This is a genomic window from Escherichia sp. F1 (assembly GCF_046764225.1).
In the GTDB taxonomy this organism is placed as follows: Bacteria; Pseudomonadota; Gammaproteobacteria; order Enterobacterales; family Enterobacteriaceae; genus Escherichia; species Escherichia coli.
Window position 1 is genome coordinate 2,550,286 of record NZ_CP177202.1, and the last position, 13,220, is coordinate 2,563,505.

Annotated in this window: 11 protein-coding genes; 6 read left to right on the forward strand and 5 right to left on the reverse strand. The window is 45.5% G+C overall.

Annotated features, from left to right (window positions below):
• Positions 1-66: 66 nt before the first annotated feature.
• Positions 67-489 (forward strand): heat shock protein HslJ, encoded by a 423-nt coding sequence (gene hslJ / locus ACK8NJ_RS12270; RefSeq protein WP_064226711.1) that lies wholly within the window; start codon positions 67-69, stop codon positions 487-489.
• On the opposite strand, the gene ACK8NJ_RS12275 is transcribed toward hslJ, so the two are convergent.
• Entirely contained in the window at positions 486-752 is a 267-nt protein-coding gene (locus tag ACK8NJ_RS12275) for a putative hemolysin (RefSeq protein ID WP_064226710.1), read from the reverse strand. The two genes, hslJ and ACK8NJ_RS12275, sit on opposite strands and share 4 nt — an antisense overlap.
• Before the next feature lie 273 nt (positions 753-1,025).
• Here ACK8NJ_RS12275 and nifJ point away from each other — a divergent pair, with 273 nt between their 5' ends.
• From nifJ to uspF, 3 genes are all read left to right on the forward strand, one after another.
• Positions 1,026-4,550: a pyruvate:ferredoxin (flavodoxin) oxidoreductase gene (gene nifJ, locus ACK8NJ_RS12280; protein ID WP_115423583.1), complete on the forward strand. Its 3,525-nt coding sequence runs from the start codon at positions 1,026-1,028 to the stop codon at positions 4,548-4,550.
• Positions 4,551-4,911: 361 nt separating this feature from the next.
• On the forward strand, positions 4,912-6,030 hold the full coding sequence (gene ompC, locus ACK8NJ_RS12285) for a porin OmpC (protein ID WP_252332656.1): 1,119 nt from the start codon (positions 4,912-4,914) through the stop codon (positions 6,028-6,030).
• Between the two features lie 140 nt (positions 6,031-6,170).
• Positions 6,171-6,605: a universal stress protein UspF gene (gene uspF / locus ACK8NJ_RS12290; RefSeq protein ID WP_001295593.1), complete on the forward strand. Its 435-nt coding sequence runs from the start codon at positions 6,171-6,173 to the stop codon at positions 6,603-6,605.
• Between the two features lie 283 nt (positions 6,606-6,888).
• On the opposite strand, the gene ACK8NJ_RS12295 is transcribed toward uspF, so the two are convergent.
• Positions 6,889-7,071 carry a hypothetical protein gene (locus ACK8NJ_RS12295; RefSeq protein ID WP_137647632.1) on the reverse strand — a complete coding sequence of 61 codons (183 nt, stop codon included), beginning with the start codon at positions 7,069-7,071 and terminating at the stop codon, positions 6,889-6,891.
• Positions 7,072-7,619: 548 nt separating this feature from the next.
• On the opposite strand from ACK8NJ_RS12295, the gene ACK8NJ_RS12300 reads away from it, so the two are divergent.
• The gene (locus tag ACK8NJ_RS12300) at positions 7,620-8,570 is read left to right on the forward strand and encodes an omptin family outer membrane protease (RefSeq protein WP_001201817.1); all 951 of its coding nucleotides are present in this window, start codon (positions 7,620-7,622) and stop codon (positions 8,568-8,570) included.
• A 183-nt stretch (positions 8,571-8,753) separates the two neighbouring features.
• The gene (locus ACK8NJ_RS12305) at positions 8,754-10,238 is read left to right on the forward strand and encodes an alpha/beta hydrolase (protein ID WP_328071954.1); all 1,485 of its coding nucleotides are present in this window, start codon (positions 8,754-8,756) and stop codon (positions 10,236-10,238) included.
• A gap of 69 nt (positions 10,239-10,307) precedes the next feature.
• Here the strand turns inward: ACK8NJ_RS12305 and cdtC are convergent, their stop codons facing one another.
• The 3 genes from cdtC to cdtA are packed head-to-tail and all read right to left on the reverse strand — an operon-like array spanning position 10,308 to position 12,408.
• Positions 10,308-10,880: a cytolethal distending toxin type IV subunit CdtC gene (cdtC, locus tag ACK8NJ_RS12310; RefSeq protein ID WP_001220161.1), complete on the reverse strand. Its 573-nt coding sequence runs from the start codon at positions 10,878-10,880 to the stop codon at positions 10,308-10,310.
• Positions 10,877-11,698, reverse strand: coding sequence for a cytolethal distending toxin type IV nuclease subunit CdtB (cdtB, locus tag ACK8NJ_RS12315; RefSeq protein ID WP_000734594.1), 822 nt, complete (start codon positions 11,696-11,698; stop codon positions 10,877-10,879). The genes cdtC and cdtB overlap by 4 nt, the downstream gene beginning before the upstream one ends.
• Positions 11,695-12,408, reverse strand: a complete 714-nt coding sequence (gene cdtA / locus ACK8NJ_RS12320) for a cytolethal distending toxin type IV subunit CdtA (protein WP_411961661.1) — start codon at positions 12,406-12,408, stop codon at positions 11,695-11,697. Before cdtA ends, cdtB begins: the two co-directional genes overlap by 4 nt.
• Positions 12,409-13,220: the final 812 nt, after the last annotated feature.

Consider the following 13,220-nt stretch of genomic DNA (forward strand, 5'->3'; position numbering starts at 1 on the left):
CCCAATGACCTTTCATCCTCTATTCTTAAAATAGTCCTGAGTCAGAAACTGTAATTGAGAACCACAATGAAGAAAGTAGCCGCGTTTGTTGCGCTAAGCCTGCTGATAGCGGGATGTGTAAGTAATGACAAAATTGCTGTAACCCCAGAACAGCTACAGCATCATCGCTTTGTGCTGGAAAGCGTAAACGGTAAGCCCGTGACCAGCGATAAAAATCCGCCAGAAATCAGCTTTGGTGAAAAGATGATGATTTCCGGCAGCATGTGTAACCGCTTTAGCGGTGAAGGCAAACTGTCTAATGGTGAACTGACAGCCAAAGGGCTGGCAATGACCCGTATGATGTGCGCTAACCCGCAGCTTAATGAACTCGATAACACCATTAGCGAAATGCTGAAAGAAGGTGCACAAGTGGATCTGACCGCGAACCAGTTAACGCTGGCGACCGCGAAACAGACATTAACTTATAAGCTGGCGGATTTAATGAATTAATAGCTGCCACAGCTCCCGGCGGCAAGTGACTGTTCGCTACAGCGTTTGCCGTTGGGTAATGCACACATCCCAATCGCCGTACCATCCAGTTGACGGGCAACAGAAAGCGAACCGCCGATCATTGCACAACTTGCTTCTCCACTACTGGACATCGACGCTTTTAAACCTGGCGCTACGTGCGCCGCAGTCGCCTGCTGAACAGGTTCACTACTACACGCCGACAATAATAAAGCGGCACACCCTACCCAAAACGCTGCTCGCATCTTTTCTTCCTCTGATCTTCAAGCCAAACGACACCGCCATAAATAATAGGCAGCACAGAGGGCGACGTCGAGAGCTGTCCTGCGCGTTGCCCCGCATTTTTACTTTTTTATGGCTATTTTTTTGCCCTCTGTTTGATCAAAACATTCATTACGCTGATGTGGGGGACACAAAAGCGAAAATGCAGAAGAAAGCCATTTGCTAAAATTGAAAGATAACTACTGGGCGCGCAGCAATTTCGTGCGCCCCTCATTTGCGCAATGTAAGGGTGTCATATGATTACTATTGACGGTAATGGTGCGGTTGCTTCGGTGGCGTTTCGCACCAGTGAAGTTATCGCCATCTACCCTATTACCCCCAGTTCCACGATGGCAGAACAGGCTGATGCATGGGCCGGAAACGGCTTGAAAAACGTCTGGGGAGACACACCACGCGTGGTTGAAATGCAGTCGGAAGCGGGGGCTATCGCTACCGTGCATGGCGCTTTGCAGACGGGTGCTCTTTCAACATCGTTTACGTCATCGCAGGGTTTGCTGCTGATGATCCCGACGCTGTACAAACTGGCAGGCGAACTCACACCGTTTGTCCTGCATGTAGCGGCACGTACCGTTGCCACACATGCACTCTCTATTTTTGGCGATCATTCCGACGTTATGGCGGTGCGCCAGACGGGTTGCGCGATGTTGTGTGCAGCAAACGTCCAGGAAGCGCAAGACTTTGCTCTCATTTCGCACATCGCGACGCTGAAAAGCCGCGTTCCATTTATTCATTTCTTTGATGGTTTCCGCACGTCCCACGAAATCAATAAAATTGTCCCGCTGGCCGATGACACGATTCTTGAACTGATGCCGCAGGCCGAAATTGATGCCCACCGCGCCCGCGCGCTGAATCCGGAGCATCCGGTGATTCGCGGTACCTCGGCTAACCCGGACACCTACTTCCAGTCACGTGAAGCCACCAACCCGTGGTACAACGCAGTTTACGATCATGTTGAACAGGCGATGAATGATTTCGCTGCCGCGACAGGTCGTCAGTATCAGCCGTTTGAGTATTATGGGCATCCGCAAGCGGAACGGGTGATTATCCTGATGGGCTCAGCCATTGGCACCTGTGAAGAAGTGGTTGATGAGTTGCTAACCCGTGGCGAAAAAGTCGGCGTGCTGAAAGTTCGCCTGTACCGTCCCTTCTCCGCCAAACACTTGCTACAAGCTCTGCCGGGATCCGTACGCAGCGTGGCGGTACTGGACAGAACCAAAGAACCCGGTGCCCAGGCAGAACCGCTCTATCTGGATGTGATGACCGCACTGGCAGAAGCCTTTAATAATGGCGAGCGCGAAACCCTGCCCCGTGTCATTGGTGGGCGCTATGGTCTTTCATCCAAAGAATTTGGCCCGGACTGTGTACTGGCGGTATTTGCCGAGCTCAACGCGGCTAAACCGAAAGCGCGCTTTACGGTTGGTATTTACGATGATGTGACCAATCTGTCACTGCCGTTGCCGGAAAACACCCTGCCAAACTCGGCGAAACTTGAAGCCTTGTTTTATGGCCTTGGTAGTGATGGCAGCGTTTCCGCGACCAAAAACAATATCAAGATTATCGGTAATTCCACGCCGTGGTACGCACAGGGCTATTTTGTTTACGACTCCAAAAAGGCGGGCGGCCTGACGGTTTCTCACCTTCGCGTGAGCGAACAGCCGATTCGTTCCGCTTATCTCATTTCCCAGGCTGATTTTGTTGGCTGCCACCAGTTGCAGTTTATCGATAAATATCAGATGGCTGAGCGTTTAAAACCTGGCGGCATTTTCCTGCTCAACACGCCGTACAGCGCAGATGAAGTGTGGTCGCGCTTGCCGCAAGAAGTTCAGGCCGTGTTAAACCAGAAAAAAGCGCGCTTCTATGTGATTAACGCGGCGAAAATCGCCCGCGAATGTGGCCTGGCGGCCCGTATTAATACCGTCATGCAGATGGCTTTTTTCCATCTTACGCAAATTCTGCCTGGCGATAGCGCCCTCGCAGAATTGCAGGGTGCGATTGCCAAAAGTTACAGTAGCAAAGGTCAGGATCTGGTGGAACGCAACTGGCAGGCTCTGGCGCTGGCACGTGAATCCGTAGAAGAAGTTCCGCTGCAGCCGGTTAATCCGCACAGCGCCAATCGACCGCCAGTGGTTTCCGATGCCGCCCCTGATTTCGTGAAAACCGTAACCGCGGCGATGCTCGCCGGGCTTGGTGATGCCCTCCCCGTTTCGGCTCTGCCGCCAGACGGCACCTGGCCGATGGGCACCACGCGCTGGGAAAAACGCAATATCGCCGAAGAGATCCCCATCTGGAAAGAGGAACTCTGTACCCAATGTAACCACTGCGTCGCTGCTTGCCCACACTCAGCTATTCGCGCAAAAGTGGTACCGCCTGAAGCGATGGAAAACGCCCCTGCCAGCCTGCATTCGCTGGATGTAAAATCGCGTGATATGCGCGGGCAGAAATATGTCTTGCAGGTGGCACCGGAAGATTGCACCGGCTGTAACCTGTGCGTCGAAGTTTGCCCGGCGAAAGACCGTCAGAATCCAGAGATTAAAGCCATCAATATGATGTCGCGCCTGGAACATGTCGAAGAAGAGAAAATCAATTACGATTTCTTCCTCAACCTCCCAGAAATCGACCGTAGCAAACTGGAACGTATTGATATTCGTACATCGCAGCTAATCACGCCGCTGTTTGAATATTCCGGTGCTTGCTCCGGTTGTGGCGAGACGCCGTATATTAAATTGCTGACTCAGCTGTATGGCGACCGGATGTTGATCGCTAATGCCACTGGCTGTTCTTCAATATACGGCGGTAACCTGCCCTCTACACCGTATACCACCGATACCAACGGTCGCGGGCCGGCATGGGCGAACTCGCTGTTTGAAGATAACGCCGAATTTGGCCTTGGTTTCCGCCTGACGGTCGATCAACACCGTGTCCGAGTGCTGCGTCTGCTCGATCAATTTGCCCATAAAATCCCGGCAGAATTACTGACTGCGTTGAAATCAGACGCCACGCCAGAGGTTCGTCGTGAACAGGTAGCAGCTTTACGCCAGCAACTCAACGATGTTGCCGAAGCACATGAACTGCTGCGTGACGCAGATGCACTGGTGGAAAAATCAATCTGGCTGATTGGTGGCGATGGCTGGGCTTACGATATCGGCTTTGGCGGTCTGGATCATGTATTGAGTTTGACGGAAAACGTCAACATTCTGGTGCTGGATACGCAATGCTATTCCAACACCGGTGGTCAGGCGTCGAAAGCGACACCGCTGGGTGCAGTAACTAAGTTCGGCGAGCACGGCAAACGTAAAGCGCGTAAAGATCTTGGCGTCAGTATGATGATGTACGGTCATGTTTATGTGGCGCAGATTTCTCTCGGCGCGCAGCTCAACCAGACGGTGAAAGCGATTCAGGAAGCGGAAGCGTATCCGGGGCCATCGCTGATCATCGCTTATAGCCCCTGTGAAGAGCATGGTTACGATCTGGCACTCAGCCACGACCAGATGCGCCAACTCACAGCTACCGGCTTCTGGCCGCTATATCGCTTCGATCCGCGTCGTGCCGATGAAGGCAAACTGCCGCTGGCGCTGGATTCACGCCCGCCGTCAGAAGCACTGGAAGAAACGTTACTTCACGAGCAACGTTTCCGTCGTCTGAATTCGCAGCAGCCAGAAGTGGCAGAACAGTTATGGAAAGATGCCGCAGCTGATTTGCAAAAACGCTATGACTTCCTGGCACAAATGGCCGGAAAAGCGGAAAAAAGCAACACCGATTAAATGCTCTGGATAAGGATTATCCAATTCTAAAAAAAAGCCCGGACGACTGTTCGGGCTTGTCTCATTATTTGTTGGATAAACAGTAACAAGGGTCCAACAGAAAATAATCTTTGTGACAATAAAGGCATATAACCCGCGAAGAATAACGCATCACTATTTAAATGTATAATTTTTATTTTGTATATGTCGCCAACAATATATTCACCAAACTTATCATCATTTCCGTAGAATTATTTGATTGAGGTTTTACTTAAGGCGTAACAAATGATATTTATCGGCTAACTGAACTTCTCCTTTAGGATGCTTTCACTCCCCAAAATGGGGATGAAAAGGCAAATAAAATAACTAAAGGATTTATTCAATGAAAAGCAAAGTACTGGCACTTTTAATTCCTGCCCTGCTCGCCGCAGGTGCTGCACATGCAGCCGAAGTTTATAATAAAGACGGCAACAAATTAGATCTGTATGGCAAAGTTGATGGACTACATTATTTTTCTGATAATACCAATAGTGATGGTGATCAAACTTATGTGCGTTTTGGTTTTAAGGGTGAAACGCAAATCACGGATCAACTGGTTGGGTATGGCCAGTGGGAATATAACGTGCAGGCTAATGGCTCTGAAGGTGATAAAGGTGATTCCTGGACTCGTCTTGCTTTTGCCGGTCTGAAATTTGGTGAATTGGGTTCATTCGACTATGGTCGTAATTATGGCGTAATGTACGACATCGAAGGCTGGACCGATATGCTACCGGAATTCGGTGGTGACTCTTATACCAAAGCCGATAACTATATGACCGGTCGAGCCAATGGCGTAGCAACCTATCGTAATACTGATTTCTTCGGTCTGGTTGATGGTCTGAATTTTGCGTTACAGTACCAGGGCGCGAATGAAAACCAGGTCACCCATGAGCAAGAAGGTACCGCAAACGGTGGTGATCGAAACATTAAGAACGCCAATGGCGACGGTTTTGGCATCTCCACTACCTACGACTTAGGTATGGGCATGAGTTTTGGTGCCGCCTATACCAGCTCCGATCGCACTAACCAGCAGGCTGAATTCTCTACCGCAAAAGGCGATAAGGCTGACGCCTGGACTGCCGGGGCAAAATACGATGCTAACAATATCTACCTGGCGACCATGTATTCTGAAACGCGTAACATGACACCTTACGGTGATTCAGCAAATACGATTGACAACAAAACCCAGAACTTTGAAGTTACTGCACAATATCAGTTCGATTTTGGGCTGCGTCCGGCAGTCTCTTTCCTGATGTCTAAAGGCAAGGATTTGGTCGGCTCCGACGGTGATAAAGATCTGGTTAAATACGCCGATGTTGGCGCGACTTACTATTTCAACAAAAATATGTCCACCTACGTTGACTATAAAATCAACCTGTTGGATGAAGATGACAGCTTCTACGCTGCCAACGGCATCTCTACCGATGATATTGTCGCTTTAGGTCTGGTTTATCAGTTCTAAATCCTCCTGCCCGCTGTTATGGCGGGCTTTTTCTGCTTATTCTTCCTCCTTTGATCTAAATTAAAAATGTGAACTCCGTCATTACACAAAAAGTGTCATCTGGCGTTACACTTTATGCGGATACTAAAACAGGAGGTTTTATGAACAGAACGATTCTTGTCCCTATCGATATTTCCGATTCAGAATTAACTCAACGCGTGATTAGCCACGTTGAGGCAGAGGCAAAGATTGATGATGCAGAGGTTCATTTCCTGACGGTAATACCTTCACTGCCCTACTATGCCTCTCTGGGTTTAGCGTATTCCGCAGAATTACCGGCAATGGATGACCTGAAAGCGGAAGCCAAATCGCAACTGGAAGAGATCATTAAAAAATTTAAACTGCCAACCGACAGAGTGCATGTCCATGTTGAGGAAGGCTCGCCCAAAGACCGCATTCTGGAATTGGCGAAGAAGATCCCCGCTCATATGATCATCATTGCTTCCCATCGACCGGATATCACCACTTATCTGCTCGGTTCCAACGCCGCAGCTGTAGTGCGTCACGCAGAGTGCTCCGTGCTGGTTGTGCGCTGACACTAACGCCCGCACATTGCTGCGGGCTTTTTGATTCATTTCGTAAATGTGCTGACATTTTCCCCTCTAATCCGTACCATACACGCCACAGTTTTTATATCAGATTTCTTATGCTGGGCGTTCCGGCATGACGCATACTCTTCTGATGCCATATAACGAATTGAGTCGCTTTTAAATGTCGCAAAATCAAGAAATTAGCAAGAAAGAACAATACAACCTGAACAAGTAAGGGCAAAAATCACAACTATCTGACCCATAAGTATTTTATTTATTTTTCAATATGTTAAACATTATCAGCAACTACAATAAGCCACGATAACCCACTCTTTTTTTGCCCCATTTTTGCCCCTTTTGCAGTGTTTTGCCCCATTTTTGCCACCGAAAAATGCGAGAATTTCTCAATCTGTAGTCTGCAAATTGCGCCAATGAGTTCTTTCCAAGAGAATCTGTTTCGGCTGGAAATCATTCAATACTCACGCTATCGAAGGTTATCCAGCCTGTTGTGGAACGTCCTTGCATGTGACATATCGCGGGTCTCTTTACGATTTTTATCTGTATTGGTGAATTATAAGCAATCTGAATCTATGCATGACGTGTGGTGCCTGTTTTGCTTTTTTCCATCTATTTTTGCTGGGTCGAAGCCCATATCTGTGAGTCTGGCGATACGCCCCCCACCAGACTCACCGCCCCCTTTTCACCGATGCATGAGCGGCCACAACCAGAAAAAACTGAACAAGAGTACTGTAGCAATACCTACAACAATGATATTTTTGTTAATATGCGTCTAAATGAATAACAATGTATAGATAAAAATACCAGTGAGAAGAAAAACCCCAAAGCTTTAAACCGCAAAACAAAACCTTATCAGGTAATTTAACCACAGAGTATTAATGCAACCAAATAATAATTCAAACCTAAACAAACCATAAACAGTTAAACAATATACAATTGACTCATCAAGTTAGATATAAAAAATACATGTTAAATCATTAAAACGATTGAATGGAGACCTTTATGCGGGCGAAACTTCTGGGAATAGTTCTGACAACCCCTATTGCGATCTGCTCTTTTGCCTCTACCGAGACTTTATCGTTTACACCTGACAACATAAATGCGGACATTAGTCTTGGAACTCTGAGCGGAAAAACAAAAGAGCGTGTTTATCTAGCCGAAGAAGGAGGCCAAAAAGTCAGTCAACTCGACTGGAAATTCAATAACGCTGCAATTATTAAAGGTGCAATTAATTGGGATTTGATGCCCCAGGTATCGGTCGGGGCTGCTGGCTGGACTACTCTCGGTCAGAAAGGGGGTAATATGATTGACCGTGACTGGCAGGACCCAGATAAACCTGGCATCTGGACAGATGAAAGCAGACATCCCGATACCCGCCTTAATTTTGCCAACGAATTTGATCTGAATATCAAAGGCTGGCTCCTCAACGAATCCAATTACCGCTTGGGGCTTATGGCCGGATATCAGGAAAGCCGTTATAGCTTTACAGCCAGAGGTGGTTCCTATATATACTCTGACGAGGGATTCAGAGATGATATCGGCTCCATCCCGAATGGAGAAAGAGTAATAGGCTATAAACAACGTTTTAAAATGCCCTATATTGGCCTGACGGGTAGTTACCGTTATGAAGATTTTGAGTTTGGTGGCACATTTAAATACAGTGGATGGGTGGAAGCATCTGATAACGATGAACACTATGCCCGTGTAAAAAGAATCACTTATCGCAGTAAGGTCAAAGACCAAAATTACTATTCTATTGCAGTCAATGCAGGTTATTACGTAACACCTAACGCAAAAGTTTATGTTGAAGGCGCATGGAATCGGGTTACGAATAAGAAAGGCGATACTTCACTTTATGACCATAATGATAATACTTCTGAATACAGCAAAAATGGTGCAGGCATAGAAAACTATAATTTCATCACTACTGCTGGTCTTAAGTACACCTTTTAACACCGTTAACTAAAATCTCCCCGGTGGTAATGCATAGCCCCGGGGAGTTTATCTGCTATTCAAAGTAAACAACATTCTCTAATTTTGTACACATTTGACCAATATCCGTAACGTGTAGCCCCTACCGCAACACAGGGGTCAATATATTCAAATTTTATCTTTATACTGATATTCAGAGGCACAATGCGAAAGATAATTGCTCATTTCAAGATTGTTTTAACCTTACTTCTACCCGTAACCGTATCTGCCCAGCAGATCGAGTGGCAATCCTGTATGACCAGTCAATTCAACCACTGGTTTGGTGAGGAAAAACCGTCTCCTGACTTACTATGTGGTTATTTGTCTGTTCCATTAAAATATACAGACACAGGCGGAGATGCTTCTTATGAAAAAAAATCACAAGTCAAACTAGCGTTGACAAAATTGCCGGCAAAAAGCAAGCATAAAGGAAGCATCCTGATAATAAGTGGTGGGCCCGGGTTACCAGGCATAAATCCTTATATTAACTTTGACTGGCCAGTCACAAATCTGCGTGAGTCATGGGATATTATTGGATTTGATCCTCGAGGCGTCGGACAGTCCACTCCGACAATAAACTGCCAGCAATCAGATACAGAGATTCAGGAAAACATAACCGAAAAGCAACGAGTATTAAATAAAATTAATGCCTGTATCCATAATACCGGAGCCGAAGTCATTCGCCATATCGGCTCTAATGAGGCTGTATATGATATTGATCGTATTAGGCAAGCCTTGGGTGATAAACAACTGACAGCCGTGGCGTATTCGTATGGAACACAAATTGCAGCCTTATATGCAGAACGTTTTCCTTACAACGTCAGATCTATCGTTCTGGATGGAGTCGTCGATATTGATGACCTGGAGGACAACTTCACATGGCAACTCAAACAGGCACAAAGTTATCAGGAAACGTTTGATCGCTTTGCATCCTGGTGTGCGCGTACAAAAAGTTGCCCGCTTTCTTCAGACAGAGATAAGGCAATAACTCAGTTCCACGAACTGTTATTAAAATTGCATCACAGACCTTTAATCGACAGCAAGGGAGAAAATATATCTTCAGATGAACTCATATCATTAACAACAGACCTTCTATTATGGCGTTCATCATGGCCAACCCTTGCAACTGCCATACGCCAGTTCTCACAGGGGATTGTCAGTAATGAAATTGAAACTGCGCTCAGTGCTCCAATAGCCTCAGAAGAGTCAAGTGATGCTTTGGGGGTAATCCTTTGTGTTGATCAGGGAGATGAGAAATTAACACCAGAAGAGAGAAAATCCCGAAAAGACGCTCTTGCGAATGCCTTCCCAGCTATTAACTTTGACAATGGACGCTCTGATTCACCTGATTTTTGTGAATTGTGGCCAATACATAGCGACCTGAACAAAACTCGCCTGAAAAATACAGTTCTGCCTTCGGGTTTACTGTTTGTTGCACACAAATACGACCCAACAACGCCCTGGATTAATGCTCGCAAGATGGCAGAGAAATTTTCCAGCCCGTTACTGACAATAAATGGTGATGGGCATACATTAGCTCTTACCGGAGTCAATTTATGTGTGGATAAAGCAGTTGTACATCACCTGCTCACTCCACAGAAAACAGAAGATATATCCTGTCCAGGAAATGCTGAAGTAGAGATACAATAATAAAAAATAGCATCCAACCACAGCACGCTCTTGCTTACGACGTGCTGCGGTTTTATTGATAATTCCGGATTAGATCGTCAATGGAGACATTATTGCCGGAGATAATGGTGGATTCAGCATCCAGAGTAATCCCGGCGACACCGTATCAAAAGGACGGCTCAGATCATTAACACATTTTGTTAACTTGAAATCTGTAACACTTTCTCCATTCCCCAAACATTGACCATTTCCAATCGACTTGATTTGCACAGCTCCAGTTTCACTGGTTATAAATGTAAATAATGCATTGCGATTGCTTTCAGTGCACTGTTTAGCCACCGCTAATTGCCCATTTAGAATTGCAAGGCATTCATTACCATCAGGGTTTTTTATCTGAACATGCCCCCCCGGTGCCGATATCAAATCCAAATCATTAGTCTTTACTTCTGATATAACCCAATTATTTACATTGAAGTCACGACCTACAGGGTTTCTGAGTATCCCACCAGTAAGAACGTTTCTAATATTAACCAACACAGGTCTGGGTTCAGGATCTCCAGAAGCATTGTTGCCAGCAAACTGAGTGAGAAGCCCCCGTTGATTTACTGCATCAGAAGTACATCCCGTCAGCAATAAAACCAAAATCGTAATAATTATTCTCATCTTCTAGCTCCTCTTCCGGGAATGAAGCCAACCGGAAAGTGATCAGAGGCAATTTGCCCTCTTAACAACCCAAATAACAACGAGGCCCTCAACAGGGGAAGCACAAAACTCACTGAGTTTCCAACTACAGCATAATCAAGCACTCCACCACTGGCCTGCGTCGGGTCTGGTGGTGCAATAATATTTACGTGATTACGGATTCCCGGCTCAAGTGTTGAAAATAACATAGCAGGTGAACGGTTGAAATCTCCCGCAATCATCCAGTTAGCGGCCTGTCTTATAGGATCTGTTTGTCTGTTGAAAAACTCAAAAACACTGTTAACAATTGCTCCAGAATCTATACCTCGGTTTGCCAATGCATGAGTTGAGAAGAAAACATCATTACCTATTCTTATTCCAATGATCGGACGCGATGCCACTGTTGGAGGTGATAATACAATCACCTCATCAGCTCTTCTGTTAGATACTATCGCTAAATTTACTCTATTAGAAAGAGCATCAGTTCGCGAAAAATAAATAAAAAGCTGCTGTGGACGGCTATTCGTTCCAGTATTCCAGATATACTCATTCATTGGGATACCTGGTGTACGAAATTCACGTTCCGTTAGTGTAGCTGAAGATGGTATTGAACCAGCCTCCTGAACCATCAGGATATCAACAGCACCACTTCCCGTGACAAGTTGTCGAACATGTGTGTTCCATTTATTTTCTGTCGGTGCATTTGAGCCCTGCAAATTCCAGGTTGCAACTTTAAAGTCGCTTAAATCTGCAAAAGAAATACCCGGCAAAATCATTAACAGGAATAATAATTTTTTCATACTCCCTCCATTCCATCAGGTTTGTCATGAGGTGGAATTGGCAATGGTCTGAATGGTCTTAATTCTGGTTTAATCAGATTTGGTTTTGCCGCTCTGACAGGTGGACTTATTGCCCATAGCATTTCTTGCGTTTCTTCTTTTGCACCAGGACACTTCTCAAGGGTGATTGTAAAAGCAAACGGTGACAGTATAGTTCTGCTTAAATAGTCTGCTCTTATACACGTCTGCAAGGCACTACTTCTTATAAGCACATTACCATTAGTAGAAGGCAGTAACTGAAACTCCTGAGATAACGAATTACCATCACAGGTATTATGTATCACCCCGTTTTTAAAGGCCTCCATGCAAGTCCCCTGGGCAACATTAACAAATTTCACTGTACCGGCATCTTTACCATCCACAACCTTCCAGTTCCGATTCTCTCCAAAACTTACTGAATCAAACGGAGTATATCCCCAAAGCCAGTTACGGACAGGTCTGGCCCAAACAGTAAGCATCGCTCCCCCTGTGCTCATTATTGAAACATCAGGAAAGTCAGTACTGTTGCTCCCAAATGTTGGAGATGTGCCATTTGAAGCAACAGCGACACCTTGCCCTGGAATTCCGACTAATTCTACATTCTTTCCCGGTGGCGAAGGTGAATCACCGATCCCATCCGAGCAACCAGTAATTATAAGTGTGCACAAAAATGCAATTAGTTTTTTATCCACTATATTTCCTCCTCTGCACCACCTCTTTTTTATAAAAAAACAGAAACAACAAAGCAACAAAAATATTACTGGTAAGATTAATGAGAAAATGTGAAAGCAGCACAACAAACAAGTTTATTATAACATTCGTTATTGTTTTTCAGGTTACAAACAGCGAGCTCATATATAATTCTTTATATTCCAAAACACTATGCAACATGACCATAACGTCTGCGGTTCAGTGGAGTTTGCTCAAACATATTCGCCAGTCTGTTTCATTACGTAATACACCTGTTTAGGTGTATGCATAAGACCAGTCAGGTATAAATAACTATATTGTTTTGCATAAGAAGTTGGTTGCATAATCACCAGTTAATATAAACTCCATTATTTCTCCACATTTTCATGTTAGAAGTTGCAAAGAGAAACATGATGTTTCTCTTTGAGATAATTAATCATTCCTGTTGCCCACTTCACTGGTGGGCTTTTTTATGTAAAACCAGCTCCTGCTGTGTTCCCCTGACATGATGACTTTAGCGATTAACCAACAGCCAGATCAGCAGACACGCCACCACCGGCACAGCAAAATCCAGCGATATTCTGCCTGGGTGTGTTCACGCGCAATGAAGAACATACAACCGGCTATAGCTCTGTAAGCCCAGTTTCCGATAAGAAGGTGAGCGAATTAGATGATTAATCCTTTATATTCAATATATTAGGTTTATTTTTGAGTAATTTTGCCGTTTAAGGTAACGGCGTTATAGATCCTATCAAAATCAATCAATTGCATTCTGGTTTTGGAGAAAGATTTTTCGAGAGCCTCAGTCTTTTAC